General features: G+C 64.8%; 23 protein-coding genes and 1 tRNA gene. 7 read left to right on the top strand and 17 right to left on the bottom strand.

Translation table 11 applies throughout. The features are described from left to right. Positions 1-11: 11 nt before the first annotated feature. The 14 genes from RS899_RS24665 to RS899_RS24600 form a co-directional block, all read right to left on the bottom strand. Positions 12-1,196, bottom strand: a complete 1,185-nt coding sequence (locus tag RS899_RS24665; protein WP_315808297.1) for an efflux RND transporter periplasmic adaptor subunit — start codon at positions 1,194-1,196, stop codon at positions 12-14. A 14-nt stretch (positions 1,197-1,210) separates the two neighbouring features. Next, positions 1,211-2,692 (bottom strand): efflux transporter outer membrane subunit, encoded by a 1,482-nt coding sequence (locus tag RS899_RS24660; protein WP_315808296.1) that lies wholly within the window; start codon positions 2,690-2,692, stop codon positions 1,211-1,213. A 2-nt stretch (positions 2,693-2,694) separates the two neighbouring features. Continuing rightward, the gene (locus RS899_RS24655; RefSeq protein WP_024762232.1) at positions 2,695-3,168 is read right to left on the bottom strand and encodes a MarR family winged helix-turn-helix transcriptional regulator; all 474 of its coding nucleotides are present in this window, start codon (positions 3,166-3,168) and stop codon (positions 2,695-2,697) included. 389 nt (positions 3,169-3,557) lie between these two features. Then, positions 3,558-4,778, bottom strand: a complete 1,221-nt coding sequence (locus RS899_RS24650; RefSeq protein ID WP_315808295.1) for a methyltransferase — start codon at positions 4,776-4,778, stop codon at positions 3,558-3,560. A gap of 66 nt (positions 4,779-4,844) precedes the next feature. Next, a complete protein-coding gene (locus RS899_RS24645) occupies positions 4,845-5,537 on the bottom strand; it encodes an ABC transporter permease (protein WP_024762234.1) in 693 nt (230 codons plus the stop codon). Beyond that, positions 5,534-6,229: an ABC transporter permease gene (locus RS899_RS24640; protein WP_315808294.1), complete on the bottom strand. Its 696-nt coding sequence runs from the start codon at positions 6,227-6,229 to the stop codon at positions 5,534-5,536. The genes RS899_RS24645 and RS899_RS24640 overlap by 4 nt, the downstream gene beginning before the upstream one ends. Before the next feature lie 55 nt (positions 6,230-6,284). Further along, positions 6,285-7,037: an ABC transporter substrate-binding protein gene (locus tag RS899_RS24635; RefSeq protein ID WP_024762236.1), complete on the bottom strand. Its 753-nt coding sequence runs from the start codon at positions 7,035-7,037 to the stop codon at positions 6,285-6,287. A gap of 14 nt (positions 7,038-7,051) precedes the next feature. After that, complete coding sequence (locus RS899_RS24630; protein WP_024762237.1) at positions 7,052-7,825, bottom strand: ABC transporter ATP-binding protein; 774 nt, start codon at positions 7,823-7,825, stop codon at positions 7,052-7,054. A 283-nt stretch (positions 7,826-8,108) separates the two neighbouring features. Continuing rightward, on the bottom strand, positions 8,109-10,439 hold the full coding sequence (locus RS899_RS24625) for an LTA synthase family protein (protein ID WP_065348181.1): 2,331 nt from the start codon (positions 10,437-10,439) through the stop codon (positions 8,109-8,111). 232 nt (positions 10,440-10,671) lie between these two features. After that, positions 10,672-10,747, bottom strand: a tRNA-Phe gene (locus RS899_RS24620). Positions 10,748-10,825: 78 nt separating this feature from the next. Continuing rightward, positions 10,826-11,098, bottom strand: a complete 273-nt coding sequence (locus RS899_RS24615) for an oxidative damage protection protein (RefSeq protein ID WP_037012291.1) — start codon at positions 11,096-11,098, stop codon at positions 10,826-10,828. Beyond that, positions 11,095-12,162 carry an A/G-specific adenine glycosylase gene (mutY, locus tag RS899_RS24610; RefSeq protein WP_315808293.1) on the bottom strand — a complete coding sequence of 356 codons (1,068 nt, stop codon included), beginning with the start codon at positions 12,160-12,162 and terminating at the stop codon, positions 11,095-11,097. The genes RS899_RS24615 and mutY overlap by 4 nt, the downstream gene beginning before the upstream one ends. Further along, on the bottom strand, positions 12,159-14,387 hold the full coding sequence (locus tag RS899_RS24605; RefSeq protein WP_315808292.1) for an AsmA family protein: 2,229 nt from the start codon (positions 14,385-14,387) through the stop codon (positions 12,159-12,161). The genes mutY and RS899_RS24605 overlap by 4 nt, the downstream gene beginning before the upstream one ends. 141 nt (positions 14,388-14,528) lie before the next feature. Then, the gene (locus RS899_RS24600; protein ID WP_315808291.1) at positions 14,529-14,927 is read right to left on the bottom strand and encodes an acetyl-CoA sensor PanZ family protein; all 399 of its coding nucleotides are present in this window, start codon (positions 14,925-14,927) and stop codon (positions 14,529-14,531) included. Between the two features lie 139 nt (positions 14,928-15,066). On the opposite strand from RS899_RS24600, the gene hisB reads away from it, so the two are divergent. From hisB to RS899_RS24565, 7 genes are all read left to right on the top strand, one after another. Then, the gene (gene hisB / locus RS899_RS24595) at positions 15,067-15,660 is read left to right on the top strand and encodes an imidazoleglycerol-phosphate dehydratase HisB (RefSeq protein WP_015479330.1); all 594 of its coding nucleotides are present in this window, start codon (positions 15,067-15,069) and stop codon (positions 15,658-15,660) included. Beyond that, a complete protein-coding gene (hisH, locus tag RS899_RS24590; protein WP_233297467.1) occupies positions 15,660-16,298 on the top strand; it encodes an imidazole glycerol phosphate synthase subunit HisH in 639 nt (212 codons plus the stop codon). The genes hisB and hisH overlap by 1 nt, the downstream gene beginning before the upstream one ends. A gap of 3 nt (positions 16,299-16,301) precedes the next feature. Continuing rightward, the gene (locus RS899_RS24585) at positions 16,302-16,562 is read left to right on the top strand and encodes a DUF2164 domain-containing protein (protein WP_015479328.1); all 261 of its coding nucleotides are present in this window, start codon (positions 16,302-16,304) and stop codon (positions 16,560-16,562) included. Positions 16,563-16,602: 40 nt separating this feature from the next. Beyond that, on the top strand, positions 16,603-17,340 hold the full coding sequence (hisA, locus tag RS899_RS24580) for a 1-(5-phosphoribosyl)-5-[(5-phosphoribosylamino)methylideneamino]imidazole-4-carboxamide isomerase (protein WP_024762243.1): 738 nt from the start codon (positions 16,603-16,605) through the stop codon (positions 17,338-17,340). 112 nt (positions 17,341-17,452) lie between these two features. Next, positions 17,453-18,223 (top strand): imidazole glycerol phosphate synthase subunit HisF, encoded by a 771-nt coding sequence (gene hisF, locus RS899_RS24575; protein ID WP_024762245.1) that lies wholly within the window; start codon positions 17,453-17,455, stop codon positions 18,221-18,223. Between the two features lie 231 nt (positions 18,224-18,454). Then, on the top strand, positions 18,455-19,210 hold the full coding sequence (locus RS899_RS24570) for an ABC transporter substrate-binding protein (RefSeq protein WP_315810474.1): 756 nt from the start codon (positions 18,455-18,457) through the stop codon (positions 19,208-19,210). Positions 19,211-19,362: 152 nt separating this feature from the next. Continuing rightward, positions 19,363-20,118 carry a substrate-binding periplasmic protein gene (locus RS899_RS24565; RefSeq protein WP_054910504.1) on the top strand — a complete coding sequence of 252 codons (756 nt, stop codon included), beginning with the start codon at positions 19,363-19,365 and terminating at the stop codon, positions 20,116-20,118. A gap of 116 nt (positions 20,119-20,234) precedes the next feature. Here the strand turns inward: RS899_RS24565 and RS899_RS24560 are convergent, their stop codons facing one another. Genes RS899_RS24560 through RS899_RS24550 form a run of 3 tightly spaced genes read right to left on the bottom strand, consistent with a single transcriptional unit; the run spans position 20,235 to position 23,648 of the window. Then, entirely contained in the window at positions 20,235-21,017 is a 783-nt protein-coding gene (locus RS899_RS24560) for a divergent polysaccharide deacetylase family protein (RefSeq protein ID WP_315808290.1), read from the bottom strand. Positions 21,018-21,020: 3 nt separating this feature from the next. After that, on the bottom strand, positions 21,021-22,331 hold the full coding sequence (locus RS899_RS24555; protein WP_054910494.1) for a S41 family peptidase: 1,311 nt from the start codon (positions 22,329-22,331) through the stop codon (positions 21,021-21,023). A 27-nt stretch (positions 22,332-22,358) separates the two neighbouring features. Then, on the bottom strand, positions 22,359-23,648 hold the full coding sequence (locus RS899_RS24550) for a murein hydrolase activator EnvC family protein (RefSeq protein WP_054910495.1): 1,290 nt from the start codon (positions 23,646-23,648) through the stop codon (positions 22,359-22,361). Positions 23,649-23,734 lie beyond the last annotated feature (86 nt).

Here is a 23,734-nt window from a genome sequence, read left to right as displayed (position 1 = left end):
CGGCGGTCGGATCAGCGCTGCGCGGTGCTGTGGCTGGCGTCGGCCAGGTTGGCCTGGATCAGCTTCTCGATCAGCTGGTCCGCGGAGGCCAATTGTTCCTGGTAGATGTCGGTGGAGAACACCGCCTCGTGCGGCGCCTGCTGGGCTAGAGCGGGGCCACTCTGGTCGTGCAGGCTGACGTTGACGTCCATGGACAGGCCGATGCGCAGGGGATTCTTCGCCAGCTCCTCGGCGTTGACGCGGATGCGCACGGGTACGCGCTGGACGATCTTGATCCAGTTGCCGGTGGCGTTCTGCGCCGGCAGCAGGGAGAAGGCGCTGCCGGTGCCGACGCCGAGGCTGTCGACGGTGCCGGAGTACTTCACTTCGCTGCCGTAAAGATCCGAGCGGATCTCTACCGGCTGGCCGATGCGCATGTGCTTGAGTTGGGTTTCCTTGAAGTTGGCGTCGATCCACACCTGGTCCAGCGGAATCACCGCCATCAGCGCGGCGCCCGGCTGCACGCGCTGGCCGACCTGCACGGTGCGCTTGGCGACGTAGCCGGTGACCGGCGCGATGATCACCGCACGTGCATCGTCCAGGTACGCCTGGCGCAGCTTGGCAGCGGCAGCCTTCACGTCAGGGTGGGAAGCAATCACGGTGTCGTCGACCAGCGCGCGATTGGTGTCCAGTTGCTGTTCGGAGGTGGTCAGCGAGCTGCGCGCCGTGTCCAGCGCGTCGCGGGCGTGGGCCAGTTCTTCCTGGGAGATGGCGCCGTCGCTGGCCAGGTGCTGGCGGCGCTTGAAGTCCGCCACGGCCTTGGTCAGGGCGACTTTCTTGGCGGCCACGTCGGCCTTGTAGCCGTCGACGTTGCTGAACAGCCCACGCACCTGGCGAACGGTACGCGCGAGATTGGCTTCAGCCTGCTGCAGGGCGATGTCGGCATCGCTGGGGTCGAATTTCACCAGTACCTGGCCCTTGTGCACCAGGTCGCCGTCATCGGCGCCGATGCTGACTACGGTGCCGGTGATCTGCGGGGTGATCTGCACGATGTTGCCGTTCACGTACGCATCGTCGGTGTCTTCGTGCCAGCGGCCGTAGAGGATTTCCCAGGCGACGCTGGCGAGGCCGGCCAGGATGACGACGGCGAGCAGGATCAGCAGCCAGCGCTTGCGCTTGGGATTGCTGCTCGGGGTTTCTTGCGTTGCGGTGCTCATGTCGGGTGCCTCGTTCAGTGCGCGGCGGCCGCGTTCGCCTGGGCGAGCGGGGCGGGAGTGGAAGTGGTGTCGGGCTGGTAGCCACCGCCCAGGGCCTGGATCAGTTGCACCGAGAGGTCGATGCGCTGGGCGTCCAGGCTGGCCAGTTGGCGTTCGGCGAGGAGCAACTGTTGTTGCACGCTGAGGGCGTCGAGGTAGTTGCCGACACCTTCGCCATAACGGCGCATGGCCAGGTCGAAGTTGGATTTGGCGATGTCGCGGGCATCGCGCTGGTCGTCGATCTGCTGCTCCAGCGAGCGCAGCTTGCCGAGGTCGTCGGTGACTTCGCCCAAGGCATTGACCAGGGTCTTGTTGTACTGGGCGACAGCCAGGTCGTAGTCGGCGTCTTTCCCGGCGAGGTTGGCGCGCAGGCGGCCGCCGTCGAAGATCGGCAGGGAGATTGCCGGGGCTATCTGGAAGAAGCGGCTCGGCGCCTTCAATACGTCGCTGGTGTGCAAGGCAGCCAGGCCGACCATCGCGCCCAGGTTCAGGTTGGGATAGAACTCGGTCTTCGCCGAATCGATGCTTTTCGACGCGGCTTCGACGCGCCAGCGTGCGGCAACGATGTCCGGGCGGCGGCCCAGCAGTTCAGCCGGCAGGTTCGACGGCAGGGTCAGCGCGCCAGGCTTGAGCTCCTGCGGGCGCTGCAGTTCCTGGCCGCGGTCCGGGCCCTGGCCGAGCAGGACGGCCAGGGCGATGCGATCGCTGGCGATGTCCTGTTCCGCCGCCGCCAATTGCTGCTTGGCGCTGGCGACCTGGGTTTGCGTCTGTTGCAACTGAACCTTGCTGTCGAGGCCCGCGTCCATGCGCTTCTGGCTGAGCTGGAAGAGATGCTGGGAGCGGTCCAGCTCGTCGCGGGCGAGGTCGCGCGCAACGAAGGCGTGGGCCAGTTCGCTGTAGGCACGGGCGACGTTGGTGGAAAGAGTGATCGACGCGGCCTGGCGGTCGACTTCGGCGGCGTTGGCCTGGCCGAGTGCGGCCTCCCAGGCATCGCGCTGACCGCCCCACAGGTCGAGGTCGTAACTGAAGCTCGCCGACAGGTATTTCACCGCCGAGTAGCGACCGCCGGTCGGCGCCGGCAGGACGCTTTCCGGCGCGCGGATGCCGGCATAACTGGCAGTGCCCTTCACGCTGGGCATGCGCTCGGCGTCCTGCGCCTGGGCGGCCGCTGTGGCCTGGCGGGCACGGGCATCGGCGATTTGCAGGTCCGGGGTGCCACGCAGGGCTTCGTCGATCAGGCTGTCCAGTTGCGCGTCGCCCAGGCCGGTCCACCAGCGCTCGCTGGGCCAGGCGGCGGGCGACAGCGGAGTTCCGTCGAGACTGACGCCGGCCTTCAGGCTGGCGGGATCAACGGCCTTGCCACTGGCGCTCAGGCCCGAATAGTTGGCGCAGCCTGCAAGGCCGAGCACAGCAGCGAACACGGCTGCCGGCAGCAGGGCAATACGAGGAGGTTTCATCTTCACTTCTCCTGCGCCGGGCAGCTGGCCGCGGCGCCGTGGGCGCGCAGGATCTTGTCGAGCAGACCGGTGAGGGTCTGCAGTTCGTCGCTGGAAAGTCCGCCGACCAGTTCGTTCATGGCCGCGGCAGCGATGCGCGGCGCCTCGTCGTTCACCGCCTGGCCCGCAGCGCTCAGGCTCAGACGCACACTGCGGCGATCGTTGGGACAGGGCTGGCGCAGCAGCAGGTCCTTGCGTGACAGGCGGTCGAGCATGCGGGTCATGGAGCCGCTGTCGATCGACAGCTCGCGGCACAGCTCGGCCGGGGTGTTGGCGCGGTCGTTGCCGATGAAGAACAGCACCTTGAACTGCGCGGCGGTGATGTCCAGGTGCGCCAGGTGCTTGTCCAGCAGGCGATCCTTGAGGATGGCGGTGGCGCCCAGCAACTGGCCGATGGAGCCTTTGAACGGAAAGTCCGCGACGTCGTAGTGATTCATGTCAAAACAGATAGCTGCTTAGGCAGTGAAATGTTTCGAAATGATACTGCCTAGGCAGCGATTGACAAGGTGCGATTGTCGCGATTGCGCAACAATCCGTTCGACGAAGCGCAATTGGGACGTGATTGGCAACAGGGATGGTTGATTTCCTACGACCTTGGCGGCTCTTTATGCACAACGGAGAAAGCTTTAGGGCACAAATCGCATATGCCCTGTGATGGCAATCACGAAAGTTCGTAAGTTTCTGTTTTTGAAAGATTTATTTTTCGTGTACAGAAAATGATCAGATCGCAGCGAGACGGTCTGGCCGGTAAGGAAGGTGGCGTTTTTCCTGGGTTACGAACAGAGTTATCCACAGGGCCTGTGGGTGAAGCTCTGGAACGCCCGTCTCAGATGCGTTCAGCCAGCAACAGCAGGTTGCGCGGGGTCATTTGCGTGGCGCAGAAGGCGCCCAGGGTGGCGCGATAGCCCTGCTCCTCAAGGAATAACGCGCGGTCGAGCAGCAGCCAGAGCTCCATGGGCCGGCGCAACAGTCCGCGCACCAGTTCGAGGTTGCGGACTTGGGCCAGTCGCTGCCAGCCTAGGGCCTCCAAATGGAGCCAGTCGACCACGGCAGGCAGGTGGAGGCCCTTGAGCACGGCGAGATCACGACAGTAATCGGCGAAGGATTTGTCCAGCCAGGTCGGTGATACGGGCGGGACGGGCAGGTAGTCGTCACTGTCGCGGACCTCCCGCTGCAGCAGGTCGAATGCCAGTCGACGTGCCATCGAAGCATCGCGCTGACGGCGCACGCGGGCACCGGCGGTCACGGTTTCGGCCAGCGGCAGGCGGAGGTCTTCGCGCGAGAGTCGGAGCGTGGAGCTTTGCGCGGCGTTTGAGAGCGGCTGGTAGTGTTCGCTTTCGATGCGGTTGTAGCAGCAGGGTGCAACCGCAAGCTGGCGGCAGCCGTGAGTGCTGGCGAGCTGCAGCAGGCGCACGTGCAGGTCGCCGCAGGCGTGCAGGGCGACGGCAGTGTGCCCGGCTTGGAGGTGCTCGTGAGCGTTCGGGGCGAGCACGTCCTGCTGGTGATGCCGGGCCTGCAACGGAAGCCGATCACTCAGGCGCTGGCCATCTTCAACCAGTGCACTGTCGAATTCCAGGCTCAACAGTGGCTTGCCGTCGCGGGCCAGCAGGCGGCCCAGATGACCTTTGCCGGCGCACCAGTCGAGCCATTGCTGCGGCGCCTCGGTGAAGTGCAGGCAGCTGGCGAAGGCTTCGATCTGCTGCCACTTGCGGCCGGGTACATCGACCGTCAGCAGGTTCGGCAGCTTCCCCATAGGCGTTGCCGGGAGCGCGCCGACGACGGACAGTTCGGCGGCCCTGGCAGCCAACGTGGGGAAGGGTGCGGGGGCGTCGAGTTGCTGCGGCGCGTTGTGCACCGTATCGGCGTCTTCGAGACTGCGATTGCGCAGCCAGGTGGCCAGTTCGGGGTGCTCGTGCTCCCAAGGCAGCTCCAGCGCCGTGAACGGTTTGGGCCGCCATAGCGCCTGGTGTTCCAGCAGGTAGGCATCCAGAGCCAGGAAGCGCTGGAGCAGGTCGGGGCCGGTCAGGGGAGTGTCGTTCGGGAGCACGGTGCGAAGCGGGAGAAAGCCACGGGGCGCGCATTATAGCGACCCCGTGGGAGAGCGGCGCGCCGGTCAGCGGCCCTGCATGGAGTCGACCTTCAGCCAGCGTTCCAGCAGGCGGAAGATGCGGGTCAGCAGGAGGGTGATGACCAGGTAGAACACCCCGGCGAGGCAGAAGAACAGCATGGCCTCGTAGGTGCGCGCGATGATGGTGCGGGTCATGCCCATGATGTCGAACAGGGTCACGGTGTAGACCACGGCGCTGGCCTTGAGCATGAGGATCACCTCGTTGCTGTAGGCCGGCATGGCGATGCGCGCGGCGCGCGGCAGGATGATGTGGAACAGCGCCTGGCGGCGGGACATGCCCAGCGCGCGGGCCGCCTCTACTTCACCCACCGGGATGGCGTGGATGGCGCCCCGTAGGATTTCGGCGATGTAGGCGGCCGTGTGCAGGGTCATGGTCAGCAGGGCGCACCAGTACGGGTCGCGCAGGTATGGCCAGAGCGGCCCCTTGCGCACGCTTTCGAACTGGGCGAAGCCGTAGTAGACGATGAACAGCTGCAGCAGCAGCGGTGTGCCGCGGAAGAAGAAGATGTAGGCGTAGGGCACGGCGCGTACGTACCAGTGCCGCGAGGCGCGGGCGATGCCCAGCGGTACGGCGAGGCACAGGCCGGCTACCACGGCGATGGCCAGCAGCTCCAGGGTCAGGGTGGCGCCCTGGAGCATCTTCGGCAGCCATTTGAGGATCAGCTCGAGATCGGTCATAGCTCGTTCCTCACGAAGCCGCGGCCGGCGCGACGCTCAAGGAAGTGCAGGGCGGCCATGATGAAGACGGTCAGGCCCAGGTAGATGAAGGCCGCAGTCATGTAGAAGGTGAAGGGTTCCTTGGTCGCGTTGGAAGCGACCTGGGCCTTGCGCATGATTTCGTCGAGGGTGATCAGCGAGACCAGCGCGGTGTCCTTCAGCAGAATCAGATAAAGGTTGCCCAGGCCCGGCAGCGCCACGCGCCACACTTGCGGCAGCACGATACGCCAGAAGATGCGCGGGGCGGAGAGCCCCAGCGCCAGGCCGGCTTCGCGGTGGCCCTTGGGAATCGCCAGTAGCGCGCCACGGAACACCTCGGTGGCGTAGGCGCCAAAGCACAGACCCAGGGCACAGGTGCCGGCGGCGAAGGGCGACAGGGCGAATTCGGGGTAGCCGAACAGGTCACCGATGGCGTTCAGGCCGGCCACGGTGCCGAAATAGATCATCAGTACCCAGAGCGTCTCGGGTACGCCGCGCACCACGGTGGTGTAGAAGCCGCCGAGCATGCGCAGGAAGCTGTTGTTCGAGGTCTTGGCGACGGCGCCGAGCAGGCCGAGGACCAGTCCCACGCAGACTGCGGCGAGCGAGAGCTTGAGCGTCATCCAGGTGCCGGCGATCAATTGATCGCCAAAGCCGTGCAGGTCGAAAATCATGGGGAGTCACGCCTGAAGGCGCGCGCCGCCCGGCAAGGGCGGCGCGGCACGTGCATCAGTAGATGCTGAAGGGGAAGTACTTGTCGTTGATCTTCTTGTAGGTACCGTCGTCGACGATTTCCTTCAGAGCGGCGTTCAGCTTCTCGCGCAGCGGGTCGCCCTTGCGTACGGCGATGCCGATCTTGTCGTTGTCGAATACCGGCTCGCCCTTGAACTCGAAGTCCTTGCCGGCGTCGCTCTTCAGCCAGTCGTATTGCACGAACTTGTCGGCCAGCACGCCGTCGAGGCGGCCCGAGGACAGGTCGAGGTAGGCGTTTTCCTGGGTGTCGTACAGCTTGATGGTGACGACGTCGGACATGTTGTCCTCGAGCCAGGTACCAGCGATGGTCGCGCGCTGCGCACCGATCACCTTGCCTTTCAGGTAGCCCTTGTCGGTCTTGAAGTCGGTGGACTTGGGCGCCACGAACTGTAGCTTGTTGGTGTAGTAGGGGTTGGTGAAGTCGACTGCCTGCTTGCGCTCGTCGGTGATCGACATGGAGGCGACGATGAAGTCGAACTTCTTGGCGTTCAGGGCCGGAATGATGCCGTCCCAGTCCGAAGTGACGACTTCGCATTCGGTCTTCATCTTGGCGCACAGCGCCTTGCCGATGTCGAGGTCGAAACCGACGACCTGGCCGCTGGCGTCGATACCGTTGAAGGGCGGGTAGGCGCCTTCGGTACCGATGCGCAGTTTGTCCGCGGCGATGGCCTGGCTCCCCAGTGCAAAGGTGGCCGCGATAGCCAGAACGATCTTCTTATAGTTGTTCATGCAGTGATGCTCCGTTAGCGGTGGCTGGACATGAATTGTTTACAGCGTGCCGATTGCGGGTTGTCAAATACCTGCTGCGGCGGTCCCTGCTCTTCTACCAGGCCCTGGTGGAGGAACACCACCTCGCTGGAAACCTGGCGGGCAAAGTTCATTTCGTGGGTCACCAGCAGCATGGTGCGACCCTCCTCGGCAAGCGCGCGGATTACGTTAAGCACTTCCTGGACCATTTCCGGGTCCAGTGCCGAAGTCGGCTCGTCGAAGAGGATGACCTTGGGTTGCATCGCCAGCGTACGGGCGATGGCGGCGCGCTGCTGCTGGCCGCCGGAAAGCTGTGCGGGGAAGCTGTGGCGCTTATCGGAGATGCCGACCTTGGCCAGCAGGGCCTCGGCGATCTCGGTGGCCTCGGCCTTGGTCTTGCCCAGCACACGGCGTGGCGCCTCGATGATGTTGTCGAGGATGCTCATGTGCGGCCAGAGGTTGAAGTTCTGGAAGACGAAGCCCAGTTCGCTGCGCAGGCGATTGATCTGCTTGCCGTCCGAGGCGACCAGCGAGCCGTCCTTGGATTTCTTCAGCTTGAGTTCTTCACCGGCGACCAGGATCTGGCCCTGGTGGGGGTTCTCCAGCAGGTTGATGCAACGCAGGAACGTGGATTTACCGGAACCGGAGGAGCCGAGAATGGAAATCACATCGCCGTCGCGGGCGGTCAGGGAAATGCCTTTGAGCACTTCCAGGTCACCGTAACGCTTGTGCAGGTTACGGATTTCCAGTGCGGGTATGGCCGTGGCCATTGGGGGCTCCTCTATTGTTATTCGGACGCTTTCGCAGCAGGTCACTGCAGAATCGGGGCCATCCTGGCGAGGGGCAACCTAACATGCACTCCGGAGTGCGCCAAGCGCCTATCTGCCGCGGTCGTCGGCTGTAGTGGCAAGTTGTCGCATTGCCGCTCGGCGTTGTCGCCTGGGCTGAACTAGGCGCGCCGGATGAGGGCGTCCGATGGTGGCGCGGGGGCGGGATAGTGCCAGTTTGTACCGGCCAGTAAAAGTCCGGCGGCCTCTGGGCCGCCGGTTCGGATCACTGCATCATCTGCCGTAGTTGCGGGCTCGGATCTTCCACCGCCTCGGCGGGCGTGATGTCGTCCTGGGATTCCGGTGGCTGGCTGGCCATCAGGTTCGGATGCCCGGACAGGCGCGGGATCGGCAATGGCTTGGCGTCGGCCAGGCCGGTACCGCCAGCCTCGGTCGCATTGATCGAGGATTTGCGCGGTTGCGTCAGCACGTGGAAATCGGTGATCTCGATGATGCCCTTGCCTTCGGCCAGCAGGTGGAAGGAGAACGCCTTGCGCGCTTCCTCGTTATCGAAGCCGAAGGTCACTTCCAGCGGCTGGTTGCGCTTGACCAGCGGGAGCTCGGGAATCTCGATCGGTACCGGCTTCTCGAAGGAGCGCGTCCTGAGCGTCACTTTCGCTCCATTGGCGTCCATCTGGATTGCGCGGATCTTCAGGCTCACCGTGGTGTGGGTGTTGGCCGGGAACTCCAGGTACTGCGCGCCGATCAGGTTGTCGGTGTACTCGTTGTCGATCTGCGGCTTCAGGCGGATGCGTTCCTTGGTCGCGAACTGGTACTCGCGGGCCGACTGCGCCTTGGTCACCGACTGGTCGAGGATATCGGCGCGAGCGGTCATCAGGCGGGCATCGCGGCCACTGTAGCGACCGACGAACTTGGCGCTGTCGGCGATGAAGCCGTCACTCTGGTAGCGCCGGCAGACCTGCTGGAAGTCGCACTCGGTGAAGTTGCCCTTGCCGTCGTGGTAACGCTGCATGCCGTTGGTGAAGGAGACCATCTCCCGTCCATTGGAGTATTCACGGAACAGCGAGCGGCCGGCGATATCCTGCGGCGCCTTGATGGCGAAGTAGTCGAGCACCGAGGATTCCATGTCGACGTGACCGTAGACGCCGGCCTTCACGGGCGGCAGCGCGGCCTGTTCCGGTGCAAGAATCAGGTTCAGGCCCCAGGCCGAGGCAAGGCGCACGTTGTCGATGCCATGGGATTCGTCGGAGGTAACGATCACCAGGGTGTCCTTCAGCACGCCTTTTTCTTCCAGGCCCTTGAGGAAGGCATCGACGGCGTCGTCCAGGTAGGCGACGGCCGCCTGCCGCGGTGTCGGGTACTTGGCCAGGTACTCCGGGGTGGCCGAATACGGCTGGTGGGTGCCGACGGTGAGCAGTGTGAGCATCCACGGTTGCTTCTTCTGGCGCAGCTGGCCGACATAGTCCAGTGCCCCTTCGAAGAAGGCCTTGTCGTCCATGCCCCAGGCGAACTCCAGGTAGGGCTTCTTCTTGAACCAGTCGCGGCCTAGGGTCTTGTCGAAGCCCATGGCCGGCATGACCTTGTCCTTGGCCATGAAGCGCAGCCCGGCACCCTGCAGGAAGTGGGTGCTGAAGCCGGCCTGGTGCATCTGCGCCGGCAGGCATTCGGCGGCACGGGTCGGGTTGCCCAGCAGCTCGACGCCCTTGGGTGTGCCGTTGTCCAGCTTGCTGTAGTCGCCGCAGAGCATGGCGTAGAGACCGCGGATGGTCTGGTGGCTATGCACTACGTAGTCCGGGGTGGTCATGGCGCGCTCGGCCCAGGTGCTCAGGCGCGGCATCATCGATTCTTCGTAGCTGCTGCTCAGTGCGGCACGGTTGGTGGCCACGTAGGCGCCTGGAATACCTTCCATGGCGATGATCAGCACGTTCTTCGCCTGGCCGCGGCCGGCCAGCAGCGGCGTGCCGTTGAGGTCGTGCTGGGTCAGGCCGGTGACGTCCGGGCGGACCTCCGGAAGGTCGCGGTCGCGCCAGTCCTGATAGGCCATCTCGCCGCTGGTGACAGCGCGGGAGACAAGCTGGTGCGGCAGGTTGAACTGCTTCCACATTTCCGCATCGCTGGGCTGGAAGTACTGCACGGCGGCGTGGCTGGCCAGCAGGACCGCCGGCACGGCATAGGCGTAGCGCGGCAGCGGCTTCTCGCGGCGGCGCCAGAGCAATGCGCTGAGCAGGATGCCGGCGCCGATCAGGATCGCCAGGTGCAGGTGGTTGAGGCCGCCGCCCTCGGTGGAGTTGGCGACGAAGGTCGGGTCCGCGAGGAAGTGCAGGTCTTCCGGTGCGGGCATGCGGCCCACGGCGCTGACCAGTTCGGCGGTGCCGATCACCGACAGCGCCCAGACCAGCATCACCGGAATCGCGATGAACAGTCGTCGATTATGCAGCGCGACGACCAGCAGTGTGCCGAGTGCCAGGTCCGACAGGTAGCCCAGCGGGGAGCCCCAGCCAAGGCTGTAGCGGCCGATCAGCGGGATCAGCAGGAAAAGGGCAGACAGAGAAACCAGGTTGCCCCGGGAATTCCACCAGCTAATGAGTTTGCGCACAGTGACTCCGCTACCAAACATCGAATCCCGGAGGGTATCCCACTCATAGTGTGGAAATCGTCCGGATGGTCATGATTCTGAAAGATCGGTGTGCTATGCGCCAGTAGACACTGTACTTAGGCAAACATTCGATACGAATCGCGGGGGCGTGCCGGGGCGGGGGAGTGACTTGTTCGGACGGGAATGAAAAAGCCCCTGAAATCTCGCGATTTCAGGGGCTTTTCGGAAGGCTTGGTGCCCAGGGACGGAATCGAACCGCCGACACGGGGATTTTCAATCCCCTGCTCTACCAACTGAGCTACCTGGGCAACGTGGCGCGCATTAAAAGGGTTTTCGGAAAGGGTGTCAAGCGTGCCGCGAAAAAATTTTTCAAATAATACCGGAGCTTACGCGCTGGGCGGGACGTAACCCTCGGCCTGCGCGTATTCCTCACCGCTGAGGAACTTGTCCATTTCGGTGCTGAGGAACTTGCGATCCTCGGCGTTCATCATGTTCAGACGACGCTCGTTGATCAGCATGGTCTGGTGCTTCTGCCATTCTTCCCAGGCTTTCTTCGAAACGTGCTCGTAGATGTCCTGGCCCTTGGCGCCGGGATAGGGTGCGCGATCGAGGCCGGGCAGCTCTTCTTTGTATTTGCGGCACATCACCAGTCGGGTCATGACATTTCTCCTGCGTTCAACACGTCGGCGGCTCGTTTGAGCAGCCTCTTCACCGGGGCGGCAAGGCCGAGCCGCGGCGGGGTGGCGAGGTTATACCAGAGCCAGTCGGCCTCGGCCACGGCGGGGGTTGCGTCCTCGACGCGCACCAGCCAGGGCTCGATGGCCAACTGGAAGTGGCTGAAGGTATGGGTCAGGCCGGGCAGTTCGCGGCGCTCGCCCAGGCGCAGGGCATGGCGCTGGGCCAGTGGGTCGAGAGCGGCGAGATCGTCCAGCTCGGGGAAGCTCCACAGGCCGCCCCAGAGGCCGGTCGACGGGCGGCGGTAGAGCAGGATGTCGCCTCCGCGGTTGGCCAGGATCGGCATCAGCGTGCGCTTCTGCGGGAGTGCCTTGCGCGGCTTGGATACCGGGAAGTCGGTCTCGCGGCCGAGGAAGTGCGCGCGGCAGCCTTCGCGCAGGGGGCAGAGCAGGCAGCTCGGCTTGCTGCGGGTGCAGAGCGTGGCGCCCAGGTCCATCATCGCCTGGGTGTAGTGGTTCACTCGCGCGTGCGGGGTGAAGCGCTCGGCGGCCTCCCACAGCTGCTTGGCCACCTTGGGCTCGCCCGGGTAGCCATCGCAGGCGAGATAGCGGGCCAGCACGCGCTTGACGTTGCCGTCGAGGATCGGCGCGCGCAGGCCCATGGAGATGCTGGCGATGGCGCCGGCGGTGGAGCGGCCGATGCCGGGCAACTCGGCGAGCTGCTCGACGTCACGAGGGAACTCGCCACCGTGCTGCTCCATCACGGTCTTCGCGGTTTTGTGCAGGTTGCGGGCGCGGGTGTAGTAGCCCAGGCCCGTCCACAGATGCAGCACCTCGTCTTCCGGCGCGTTGGCGAGGTCGGCCACGGTGGGCAGCGCCGTCATGAAGCGGTCGTAGTAGCCCATCACGGTGCTGACCTGGGTCTGCTGCAGCATGATTTCCGAGACCCACACCCGGTAGGGCGTGATGTTCTGCTGCCAGGGCAGGTCATGGCGGCCGTGCGTGTCGAACCAGTCGAGCACGGCCGAATGGAAGCTTTGCGGGGTCACTTCTTGAACAGCCCTTTGAGTGCGTCTTTGAGTTCGGGACTGACCTTGTCGCCGAGCTTCTCTTCGAGTTTCTGGTTCAGCCGGTCCCCGGCCAACCGTGCGGCGATCTTGCCGATGCCGTCCTTGTCCAGGCGGCAGGCCTTGGCGCCCAGCTCCAGTGGGCCGCGGCAGCGCAGCGGCCATTCGATGCCGACATAGCGCTTGTTCACCTCACAGGCCGGATCGGGCATATCGCTTTTGTCGCCTTCGATGGTCACGCCGACGCGGTAGTCCATGCCCAGTACACGCAGGTCGAGGTTGCCGTCAGCCTTGACTGTCAGGCCGGGAATGCTGGCCTTGAGGTCCGGGTTGCTGGCCACGCCGTTGCGGAAGGTGAGGTTGCCCTGCAGTTCGCGGAACGGTGTGTCCTTGCCGCCGTGCTCGGCGGTCAGCGACTTGCGGTTGAGCGTGGCGATGCCCTGGCACAGTTGTTGTTCCAGGTTGGCGTTGAGCAGCACGCCCTGGGTCATGACGAAGCGCGCGGTGCCGTTGAGGTTGTCGATCCAGGCCTTTTGACTGTTGCCCTGGGTGGTGATGTCGGCATCCAGGTCGAGCAGGCCCTTCACCGGCGGCTTCTGGCCCTGGGATTCGAGCAGGCGCTCCACCGGTATGTCGGCGATGTGTTTCTTGGCCTTCAGGGTCGGTACGTCCTGGCGCACGTCGAGGCTGGCAGTGGCGTTGAACTTGCCGTCGTAGAGCTCGCCGCGCATGTCGTCGAGGCTGAGCAGGCCGCCCTGGCCGCGCAGCTTGAGCACGGCGTTGTCGATGGGCAGCTTGTCCAGGGTCAGTTGACCGAGGGTCAGGCTGGCGTCCAGGTCCAGTGCACGGAGGCGGGCGATAGGCAGCAGCGGCGCGTCGCTCCAGGCTTGCTGGGTCGGCTGGTTGGGCAGCGGAGTGTCGCCTTTGATAGCGCTCTGCTCGGTGCTGGCAACTTCGGCCTTGCGCGCGCTGTTGGTGGCTTCCTGGGCCTTCTTGACCTTGGCCGGCAGGTAGCGGTCGAGGTTCAGCTTGTCGCCGGACAGCTGGGCGCGGATGGCCTGCTTGCCGAAGTCGGCGATGCCGAGGTTACCGCTGAAGCTGCTGTCGTCCAGCTTCAGCTTGAGGTCGTTCAAGGTCAGGCTGTTGCGGGTGCCGCTGACGCGGGTGGCCAGTTCGAGCTTGGTGAGGGTGGTGGCGTCGGCCATTTCCGGCAGGGTCTGGCCGATGCTTTCGAGGAATTCACGCAGATTGAACGGCGCCAGCGAGAGGCCGCCATCGAACTTGGGCTCCTTGTCCAGCTCGCGGGCCTTGATCTCGCCGAGGGCGCGCAGCTGGTTGACGGTGACCTTCAGGCCATTCCACTCGGCAATCTGGGCTGCCTGGTCGAGTACCAGCTGGCCCTGGGCACTGTAGTTGGCGGTCTTGCCCTGGAACTGGTCACCGGAAACTTCGCCGGAGAGCTTGGCGTCTTCGAGCTGGTAGCGCTTGAGGGCGCGGTCGAAGCGCAGGTTGCCGGTCAGTTCGGTGCGGGCGCGGATCACCGGCTGGTTGGTACCCAGGTAGGCGCTGAGCTTGAGCGGGATGTTGCTGCCTTCGCGGATGGCACCGGTGGTCAGCTCGATACCCTCGACGCTGTAGGTCTTGCCGCTCTGGGCGTCGGCGTAGTCGATACGGGCGTTCTTCACGTTCAGGCTGTCGATGTCCAGCTTCATCGCCTGGTGGGATTGCTGGGCGTCAGCCTTGGCCTGCTCGGTCGGCGCGGGCGCCGGTTGTGCGGCAGGCGGCGTGCCGGCAGCGGGCTGGGCGGGCTTGCCGATACTTTCCCAGTTGCCGACGCCGGCCTTGTCCCTGTTCAGGGAAAGGGTCAGGCCCTCGACGCGGATATCGCTCATCTGCACTTCCTTGCGCAGCAGCGGCAGCACGCGCACGGACATGGCCAGCAACTGGGCGTCGGCGAACGGCTTGTCCGGGGTCTGCAGGCTCGCCACGCTGGTGTCATGCAGTTCCAGCCCGAGCCAGGGGAACAGGCTCCAGCCGATATCGCCCTTGAGGTTCAGTTCGAGGTTGGCCTTGTCCCGGGCGAGCTGGCGGATCTCGTCCTTGTAGTCGTTCGGGTCGAAGAAGTGGGTCAGCACGAAGCCGGCGGCGACGATGAGCAGCAGCAGGACCAGGGCGATGATGCCGATGATTTTGCCGAACGCTTTCATGGACGGGTCCTTGTTCAGGCGGCGAATGGAATGGCGAGGAAGTATACCAATGACGCGCCGGCACCCCAGCCCGCAGGGCAGGGTGCCGTTATTGCGGAGTTGGAACGGGGACGCGACGCTCGGTTCCCGTCATGAGCGCGATCAGGTCGTTTCCAGTATCAGGCCAAGATGTTCGGCGAAAACAGCCGCTTCGTGTTTGCCGTCAGGTGCTGTCAGCCGCAGCACGCCCCCTTGCAGCACAGCCAGGCGCTGCGCCTCCTCGAGAAGGCGGCGGGCCACGCCGCGTCCGCGGGTGACTTGGCGCACGCAGAGGCGGGAGAGCCGCCAGGTATCGCCATCACGCTCGATCCAGGCGGCGCCCAGCAGGCGATCATTGAAGCGCCCGGTGAACAGCAGGCCGTCGGCAAGCCCGTGCTCGACCAGCTCGCCGGCGTCTGCGAAGGGCGCCAACAGCCAGTCGGGCGCGTCGGCGTAGATCTTCAGCAGGTCCTGGCGGTCCTGGTCGCTGGGCTGGGTCAGGTGCTGGACGACGACGGGCATGCTCGATCCTCGTATTCGGGCCGCGCAGTGTAGGACCATCGGCCAGCGCCGACCACCGCCCGTAGCGGCGCAGCGCCCGGCGCGCCTATAATGCCGGCCCTTCTTATAATTACGTGCAGTGTTAGCTGTGGAGCTGGTGATGGCCGAACGCAAGGCATCCGTCGCGCGCGACACCCTGGAAACCCAGATCAAGGTTTCCATCGACCTGGATGGAACGGGCAAGGCCCGCTTCGATACCGGGGTTCCCTTCCTCGAGCACATGATGGACCAGATCGCCCGCCACGGCCTGATCGACCTGGACATCGAGTGCAAGGGCGACCTGCATATCGACGACCACCATACCGTCGAAGACATCGGCATCACCCTCGGCCAGGCCTTCGCCAAGGCTATCGGCGACAAGAAGGGCATCCGCCGCTACGGCCATGCCTACGTGCCGCTGGACGAGGCGCTGTCGCGTGTGGTCATCGACTTCTCCGGCCGCCCCGGCTTGCAGATGCACGTGCCGTTCACACGCGCCAGTGTCGGTGGCTTCGACGTGGACCTGTTCATGGAGTTCTTCCAGGGCTTCGTCAACCACGCCAACGTCACCCTGCATATCGACAACCTGCGCGGGCACAACACCCACCACCAGATCGAAACCGTGTTCAAGGCCTTCGGCCGCGCGCTGCGCATGGCCATCGAGCTTGACGAGCGCATGGCCGGCCAGATGCCGTCCACCAAAGGGTGCCTGTAATGCAGACCGTCGCCGTCATCGACTACGGCATGGGCAACCTGCACTCGGTGTCCAAGGCGCTGGAGCGCGTGGGCGCCGGGCGCGTGCTGGTGACCAGCGACGCCAATGTGATCCGCGAGGCGGACCGCGTGGTGTTCCCCGGCGTCGGCGCGATCCGCGACTGCATGGCCGAGATCAAGCGTCTGGGCTTCGACAGCCTGGTGCGTGAAGTCAGCCAGGACCGTCCGTTCCTCGGCATCTGCGTCGGCATGCAGGCGCTGATGGAGCGTAGTGAAGAGAATGACGGCGTCGACTGCATCGGCCTGTTCCCCGGCCAGGTGCGCTTCTTCGGCAAGGACCTGCGCGAGGACGGCGAGCACCTGAAAGTGCCGCACATGGGCTGGAACGAAGTGGCGCAGGGCGTCGATCACCCGTTGTGGCACGACATCCCGAACAACGCGCGCTTCTACTTCGTGCACAGCTACTACATCGAGGCGGGCAACCCGCGCCAGGTGGTCGGCCGCGGCCACTACGGGCGTGATTTCGCCGCTGCGCTGGCCGATGGCTCGCGCTTCGCCGTGCAGTTCCACCCGGAGAAGAGCCATACCCACGGCCTGCAGTTGCTGCAGAACTTCGCCGCCTGGGATGGCCGCTGGTAAGCCATGGCCCGCCAGAAGGACAAGCCCGCGATTCTCGAACTCGATGGCGCCCAGCGCCAGAGTGCGGCGCGGGCCATCCAGCGTTTTCTCGAAGACCGTTTCGAGCTGGACGTCGGCTCCTTCGAGGCCGAGGAGGCGCTGGATTTCTTCATGCGCGAGTTCGGCCCGCTGTTCTACAACAAGGCGATCTTCGACGTGCAATCTCACCTGAAAGACCGGTTCGAGAGCATCGAAAGCGACTTGTGGGCGCTCGAGAAGAGCTGACCCGACCCCATTCATCTTTGGATTCGAGCAGGTTCAACCCATGCTGATCATCCCCGCAATCGATCTGAAAGACGGCGCCTGCGTGCGCCTGCGCCAGGGCCTGATGGAAGACGCCACCGTCTTCTCCGACGACCCGGTATCCATGGCCGCCAAGTGGGTGGAGGGCGGCTGCCGTCGTCTGCACCTGGTGGACCTGAACGGCGCCTTCGAAGGCAAGCCGGTCAACGGTGAAGTGGTCACCGCCATCGCCAAGCGCTACCCGAACCTGCCGATCCAGATCGGCGGCGGCATCCGTTCGCTGGAAACCATCGAGCACTACGTCCGCGCCGGCGTCAGCTACGTGATCATCGGTACCAAGGCAGTGAAGCAGCCGGAATTTGTCGCCGAAGCCTGCAAGGCATTCCCGGGCAAGGTCATCGTTGGCCTCGACGCGAAAGACGGCTTCGTCGCCACCGATGGCTGGGCTGAAGTGAGCTCGGTACAGGTCATCGACCTGGCCAAGCGTTTCGAGGCCGATGGCGTCTCGGCGATCGTCTACACCGACATCGCGAAGGACGGCATGATGCAGGGCTGCAACGTCGAAGCCACCGCTGCCCTGGCCAACGCCACGCGCATCCCGGTGATCGCTTCGGGCGGCATCCACAATCTGGGCGACATCCAGAAACTGCTGGACGCCCGCACGCCGGGCATCGTCGGCGCCATCACTGGCCGCGCGATCTATGAAGGCACGCTGGACGTCGCCGAAGCCCAGGCACTGTGCGACGCCTTCAAGGGCTGATTCGAACGTGGGGTGGGTTAGCCGTGCAGCGGCATAACCCACCGATGAGGGCATCGGGTGGCGAGACAGCACGGGTATCGCTGTGCTCCACCCATCCTACGAGAGCATTGCTATGGCACTGGCTAAACGCATCATTCCCTGCCTCGACGTGGACAACGGCCGCGTGGTGAAGGGCGTCAAGTTCGAGAACATCCGCGACGCCGGCGACCCGGTGGAAATCGCCCGTCGCTACGACGAGCAGGGCGCTGACGAGATCACCTTCCTCGACATCACCGCCAGCGTCGATGGTCGCGACACCACCCTGCACACCGTCGAGCGCATGGCCAGCCAGGTGTTCATCCCGCTGACCGTGGGCGGCGGCGTCAGGACGGTGCAGGACATCCGCAACCTGCTCAATGCCGGTGCGGACAAGGTCTCGATCAACACCGCCGCGGTATTCACCCCGGAGTTCGTCGGCGAAGCCGCCGCGCGCTTCGGCTCGCAGTGCATTGTGGTCGCCATCGACGCCAAGAAAGTGTCGGCCCCCGGCGAAACCCCGCGCTGGGAAATCTTCACCCACGGCGGCCGCAAGCCTACCGGGCTGGATGCAGTGGAGTGGGCGAAGAAGATGGAAGGCCTGGGCGCCGGTGAAATCCTGCTGACCAGCATGGATCAGGACGGCGTCAAGAGCGGCTACGACCTGGGCGTGACCCGCGCCATCAGTGAGGCTGTGGGCGTTCCGGTGATCGCTTCCGGCGGCGTCGGTAACCTGGAGCATCTGGCCGCCGGCATCATCGAAGGCAAGGCCGACGCGGTTCTGGCGGCGAGCATCTTCCACTTCGGCGAGTACAGCGTGCCGGAGGCCAAGGCCTACCTGGCCAGCCGCGGTATCGTCGTGCGCTGATCCCTTCCGGGCCGGGGTTCTCCCGGCCCGATGGCTCTATCGCGAGCCTTTCTCTCCTGCGTCCGGTGGCCGCATCCCCTTCCTGCGCACGAAGCTTGCTAGCCGAAGGCTTCAGTCAAGGTAATGGCGTATCTATGTCCCATTGCCATATTCATAGGGTTTATTGGCGTCAATTCTCCGAGTAAGCTCTGCGCCTTCTCAGAAATGTCATACGCAGGAAATATCTCGATGCTGAAGCGCATTCTGCTCGCATGGCTAGGCTGCGGCCTGCTTCTGGCCGGTGCGGCAAGGGCCGAAACGGATTCTTCGGATTACAGCGTGGTGCTGCTCACCGAGAACTTCCCCCCTTACAACATGGCCATCAACGGCAAGAACTTCGCCCAGGAAGACAGCATCGACGGCATCGCCGTGGATATCGTCAAGGAGATGTTCAAGCGCGCCGGTGTGCAGTACAGCCTGACCCTGCGCTTCCCCTGGGACCGCATCTACAAGCTGGCGCTGGAGAAGCCCGGCTACGGCGTGTTCGTCACCGCCCGCCTGCCCGAGCGCGAAAGCCAGTTCAAGTGGGTCGGCCCGATCGGTCCGGACGACTGGGTGCTGCTGGCCAAGGCCGACAGCCAGATCAGCCTGAACAATCTGGACGAAGCGAAGAAATACCGCGTCGGCGCCTACAAGGGCGACGCCATGGCCCAGTACCTGAGCGAGCACGGCTTCGAGCCGGTGCTGGCGCTGCGTGACCAGGAGAACGCCGCCAAGCTGCGCGACGGCCAGATTGACCTGTGGGCCAGCGGTGACCCGGCGGGGCGCTACCTGGCCAAGCAGGTTGGCGTCACCGGCCTGAAGACCGTGCTGCGCTTCAACAGCGACCAGCTGTTCCTCGCGCTGAACCGCGAGACCCCGGATGCCGTGGTGCAGAAGCTGCAGGCGGCGCTGGACAAGATGCGCGCCGAAGGCTTCGTCGACGACGTGCTCAACAGTTACCTGTGACACCCGAAGGCCGGCCACTCGCCGGCCTTCGTGTTTGGCGCCGACATCCCTCGGCGCCGGTTTTGCCACGGAAGGCAGACGAGCGAAGTATTCCGTCCCCTCTGCAGGGATGCCGCAAGCCCAATAACGATAACCAAGCGAGCGGTATGACCATGCTGAAAGTCCTGATCAAGACCCTGACCCTGGGTCTGTTGCTGGGGGCCGCCACGGCCCGCGCCGAGTTGCCCGCCGATTACAAGATGGTGCTGCTCACCGAGAACTTCCCGCCGTTCAACATGGCGGTGGACGACAAGAACTTCGCCCGTGATGACGGTATCGACGGCATCAGCGCCGATATCGTTCGCGAGATGTTCAAGCGCGCCGGCATCCAGTACAGCCTGAGCCTGCGTTTCCCCTGGGATCGCCTGTACAAGCTGGCCCTCGACAAGCCCGACTACGGGCTGTTCTCCACTACCTATACGCCCGAGCGCGTGCCGCTGTTCAAGTGGGTCGGGCCGATCGCCAAGACCCACTGGGTGCTGCTGGCGCCGCCGGGCAGTTCGATCAAGGTGAAGGACCTCAAGGATGCCGCCAAATACAAGCTCGGCGCCTACAAGAACGACGCCGTCAGCCAGAACCTGGAGAGCCAGGGCATCCCGGTGCTCAATGCGCTGCGCGATCAGGAAAACGTGAAGAAGCTGACCACCGGCGAAATCGACCTTTGGGCCACCACCGATCCCGTGGGCCGTTACCTGGCCAAGCAGGAGGGCGTATCCGGCCTGCAGACCGTGCTGCGTTTCAACGAGGCGCAGTTGTACCTGGCGATCAACAAGGACACGCCGGACGAGGTGGTGGCCAAGCTGCAGAAGGCGCTGGACGAGATGCGCGCCGATGGCTTCATCGAGCAGGCGACCAATAACTACCTGTAAGGTCGGCTTATCGTTGTAGGAGCGAGCTTGCTCGCGAACCCAGCTTCCGCGGATTTCGGTGCCGGGCGCTGTTCGCGAGCAAGCTCGCTCCTACAGAAAGCCGATCCTGGCTACATCTATCGGTAAATCCCATCCCGACCATGCCCCGCCATGGCACGGTTGCCGCGCTCGGCGATCATCAACGGCGGTTTCACCAGCTCGAAGCCCTGGGCCTTCAGCGTCGGCAAAACACGCTTGAGCACCGCCAGGGTCGCCGGCTTCGGGTGCCCGATCATCACCACGGTTCCCTGCTTGCGCGCCAGTTGCAGGCCGCGCTGCATCTGCTCCATCACCGCGGCTTCGCTCGGGTCGTCATCGAGGAATACATCCCGCGAGAGGCTGGCAAGGCCGATCTTCTGCGCCTCGGCGGCGGCCACGGTGGCGGCGCTGGTACGGCTATCGAGCAGGAACAGGTGGCGGCGCTGCAGCTCCGTCGCCAGCCAGGCCATGGCCGGGCGGTCGGCTGTCATGCGGCTGCCTTCGTGGTTGTTCAGGCCTTGCACATAAGGGACTTTCGCCAGCGCGGCGTCCAGACGCCGGGCTCTTTCGTCCTGGGTCAGTTCAGGGCTCCAGGCGAAGTCACCGCCGGCCGGGTCCATCGGCATGTGCAGCATTACCGTGCGCCCGCGCTGGTGCGCCTCGCGCGCAAGCTCGGCGGCGTGGGGTGTGTCGGGGATGATGGCCAGGGCAATGGCAGGGGATATGTCGAGCACCTGGCGGTCGCGCGCCAAGTTCTGCCCGAGGTCGTCGATGACGATGCTGACCAGCGGCTTGCTGCCGTCCGGCCGGGGCGCGGCGGCCACCGACAGGCACAGCAGCGCACCCAGGCACAGGCCGAACAGCAGCCGGGCCGGGCGCATCGGTCAGTTGTTGCCGCGGCTGACGCTGAGTCCTTTCAGCAGGCTGAGGGCTTGGCTGAGCTGGTAGTCGCCATCCTGCGGGCGATCCTCCGGCGGCTTGCCGGAGGCGGTCGGACGATCCTGGCCACCATTGCCGTTGGCCAGGTGACCCTGCAGGTCGGCTTCCTTGAACCCGTCGAATTCGCTCTTCTCGCGGGTCACCTTGGCGCGTTCCACCTCGATGTCCGGGGTGATGCCCTGGGCCTGGATGGAGCGGCCATTGGGGGTGTAGTACAGCGCGGTGGTGAGCTTCAGGGCGCGGTCGTTGTTCAGCGGCAGCACGGTCTGCACCGAGCCCTTGCCGAAGCTGTCGGTGCCCATGAGGATGCCGCGCTTCTGGTCCTGCAGAGCGCCGGCGACGATTTCTGCCGCCGAGGCGCTGCCGCCGTTGATCAGTACCACCAGCGGCACACCGTCGCTCGGGTCGGCCGGATCGGCGGAGAAGCGCAGCTCGGAGTTGGGGATGCGGCCCTTGGTGTAGACGATCAGCCCCTTGGTGAGGAAGGCGTCCGCCACTTCCACCGCCGACTGCAGCACGCCGCCAGGGTTGTTGCGCAGGTCCAGGATCACGCCCTTGAGCTTGCCCTTGTTGTCGTTGCGCAGCTTGGACAGCGCCTTGACGGTCTCCTCGCCGGTGTTGACCTGGAACTGGGTGATGCGCAGGTAGCCATAGCCCGGTTCGAGCATCTGGCTCTTCACGCTCTTCACCTTGATGATGGCGCGCTTGAGGGTGACGTCGAACGGCTTGCCGCCGCCACGCACGATGGTCAGGGTGATCGGCGAGCCGGCCTTGCCGCGCATGCTGTCCACCGCCTCGTTCATCGACTGGCCCTTGGTCGGCTTGCCGTCGATCTTGACGATCAGGTCGCCCGGCTGGATGCCGGCGTTGGCGGCGGGGGTGTCGTCGATCGGCGAGATCACCTTGACGAAGCCATCCTCGCTGCCGACCTCGATGCCGAGGCCACCGAATTCGCCGCTGGTGCTTTCCTGCAGCTCGGCGAACTCTTCCGGGCCGAGGTACGCCGAGTGCGGGTCGAGGTTGCTGAGCATGCCCTTGATGGCATTCTCCAGCAGCGTCTTGTCGTCCACCGGTTCCACATAGGCCGCCTTCACCCGGTCGAGGACCTCGGCAAAGGTGCGCAGCTCATCGAGCGGCAGCGGAGCCTCCTTGCCGTTGGCCGCAGCAGATGCGGCTGGCGCGTCGGCGGCCTGGACCGCACCGACGCCGAGCAGCAAGGCCAGGGCCAGGGTAGTAAGACGGAAAGCTTGCGACATGTTTGGCTCCTAATGCGTGATCGCCGCTTATCCTTGCGTGCGACACCAGGTCGAAGGGTCCGCCGGGCGGCCCTGATGGCGAATGGCAAAATACACCGCCGGGGTACTCTGACCCCCGCTGGCTCCCACGGTTGCAATGGGATCGCCCGCTTTGACGGTATCGCCGGCGTCCTTCAGAAGACTTTGATTATGCCCATAAAGGCTCAGGTAGCCACCACCGTGGTCGAGAATCACCAGTAGGCCGGAGCCGCGCAGCCAGTCGGCGAACACCACACGACCGCCATGTACGGCACGCACGGTGCTGCCGGCAGAAGCGCCGATCAGCACGCCGTCCCAGGTGGCACGGGGGTCGTCGCCACGCGGGCTGCCGAAGCGCGCCAGGACTCGGCCATCCACCGGCCAGGGCAGCCGGCCCTTGGTGGCGGCAAAGGCTCCGCCGAAACCGGCGCCGCTGGAAACCAGCGGGCCGCTGTAATCGGGGCGCTTCGAGGGGGTGTCCGGCTTCTCGCCACGGGCCGCCAGTTCCTGCTCGCGCTTCACCCGCTCGCGCTCGGCGGCCAGGGCGCGCTGCCGCGCTTCCTCGGCTTCACGGGCCTGGCGGGCGAGGGTTTCCTCAATGGTCTTGAGCACCTTGTTGAGGTCTTCCTGGCTCTGCTCGCGGTCCTTGAGCTTGTTGCCGCCGTCCTTGAGGTCGCTGTTGAGCTTGGCCAGGGTCTCCTGGCGCGCCTTGCGGGCGTCGGCCAGTTCCTGGCGACGGGCTTCCAGAGCGCTCTGCTGGGCGACCTGCTCGTCCTTCTGCGAGGTGATTTCCTGCTCGACGTTGCTCAGTTGGCGCAAGGTCTCGTTGAAGGCCGAGAGCTGCTCCAAGCGCGCCTTGTTGATGTAGTCGTAGTAGGTGAGGGTGCGGCTGAACTTCTCAGGATGCTCCTGGTTCAGCAGCAGCTTCAGGTATTCCTGACGGCCGCTCTGGTAGGCGGCGCGGGCCTGGATGGCGATCAGGCGCTGCTGCTCAAGGCGCGCGCCCTGGAGTTTTTTTTTCTCTGAATCGAGGCGCTGCAGCTCTTCCTCGTTCTTCTTCATCTCGTCCTGGATCTGCTTGATCTGCTTCTCCAGGTCGCCCATCTGGGTCTCGGTGGACTTGAGCTGCTTCTGCACCCCGGACTTCTCGTCCTGGATGTTCTTCAGGTTTTTCTTCAGCTCGTTGATGTCTTTCTGCGTCTGCTCCAGCTGACGCTGGGCGTCGGCGCGTTCGTCGGCAACGGCCGGGAGCGGGCTCAGGAGGCAGATCAGCAGCAGCGGGAGGAGGGCGCGAGGCATTGGGCGGCGGGGACCTGAAGTCTGGACGGCCTAGTATGCCCGTGGCGGGCATTAAAAAAAACGCCCCAGGCCGCATGGCGTGGGGC

The sequence above is a fragment of the Pseudomonas sp. C9-3 genome, assembly GCF_032392015.1.
GTDB lineage: Bacteria > Pseudomonadota > Gammaproteobacteria > Pseudomonadales > Pseudomonadaceae > Pseudomonas > Pseudomonas nitroreducens.
This window is presented reverse-complemented; position numbering and strand designations above follow the sequence as displayed.

What these genes read in the sequence shown, in the direction of transcription:
- RS899_RS24665 (WP_315808297.1), bottom strand. Translation starts at nt 1,196, where the DNA reads ATGAGCACCGCAACGCAAGAAACCCCGAGCAGCAATCCCAAGCGCAAG.
- RS899_RS24660 (WP_315808296.1), bottom strand. Translation starts at nt 2,692, where the DNA reads ATGAAACCTCCTCGTATTGCCCTGCTGCCGGCAGCCGTGTTCGCTGCT.
- RS899_RS24655 (WP_024762232.1), bottom strand. Translation starts at nt 3,168, where the DNA reads ATGAATCACTACGACGTCGCGGACTTTCCGTTCAAAGGCTCCATCGGC.
- RS899_RS24645 (WP_024762234.1), bottom strand. Translation starts at nt 5,537, where the DNA reads ATGACCGATCTCGAGCTGATCCTCAAATGGCTGCCGAAGATGCTCCAG.
- RS899_RS24640 (WP_315808294.1), bottom strand. Translation starts at nt 6,229, where the DNA reads ATGATTTTCGACCTGCACGGCTTTGGCGATCAATTGATCGCCGGCACC.
- RS899_RS24635 (WP_024762236.1), bottom strand. Translation starts at nt 7,037, where the DNA reads ATGAACAACTATAAGAAGATCGTTCTGGCTATCGCGGCCACCTTTGCA.
- RS899_RS24630 (WP_024762237.1), bottom strand. Translation starts at nt 7,825, where the DNA reads ATGGCCACGGCCATACCCGCACTGGAAATCCGTAACCTGCACAAGCGT.
- RS899_RS24615 (WP_037012291.1), bottom strand. Translation starts at nt 11,098, where the DNA reads ATGACCCGACTGGTGATGTGCCGCAAATACAAAGAAGAGCTGCCCGGC.
- RS899_RS24605 (WP_315808292.1), bottom strand. Translation starts at nt 14,387, where the DNA reads ATGAAAGCGTTCGGCAAAATCATCGGCATCATCGCCCTGGTCCTGCTG.
- RS899_RS24600 (WP_315808291.1), bottom strand. Translation starts at nt 14,927, where the DNA reads ATGCCCGTCGTCGTCCAGCACCTGACCCAGCCCAGCGACCAGGACCGC.
- hisB (WP_015479330.1), top strand. Translation starts at nt 15,067, where the DNA reads ATGGCCGAACGCAAGGCATCCGTCGCGCGCGACACCCTGGAAACCCAG.
- hisH (WP_233297467.1), top strand. Translation starts at nt 15,660, where the DNA reads ATGCAGACCGTCGCCGTCATCGACTACGGCATGGGCAACCTGCACTCG.
- RS899_RS24585 (WP_015479328.1), top strand. Translation starts at nt 16,302, where the DNA reads ATGGCCCGCCAGAAGGACAAGCCCGCGATTCTCGAACTCGATGGCGCC.
- hisA (WP_024762243.1), top strand. Translation starts at nt 16,603, where the DNA reads ATGCTGATCATCCCCGCAATCGATCTGAAAGACGGCGCCTGCGTGCGC.
- hisF (WP_024762245.1), top strand. Translation starts at nt 17,453, where the DNA reads ATGGCACTGGCTAAACGCATCATTCCCTGCCTCGACGTGGACAACGGC.
- RS899_RS24565 (WP_054910504.1), top strand. Translation starts at nt 19,363, where the DNA reads ATGCTGAAAGTCCTGATCAAGACCCTGACCCTGGGTCTGTTGCTGGGG.
- RS899_RS24560 (WP_315808290.1), bottom strand. Translation starts at nt 21,017, where the DNA reads ATGCGCCCGGCCCGGCTGCTGTTCGGCCTGTGCCTGGGTGCGCTGCTG.
- RS899_RS24555 (WP_054910494.1), bottom strand. Translation starts at nt 22,331, where the DNA reads ATGTCGCAAGCTTTCCGTCTTACTACCCTGGCCCTGGCCTTGCTGCTC.
- RS899_RS24550 (WP_054910495.1), bottom strand. Translation starts at nt 23,648, where the DNA reads ATGCCTCGCGCCCTCCTCCCGCTGCTGCTGATCTGCCTCCTGAGCCCG.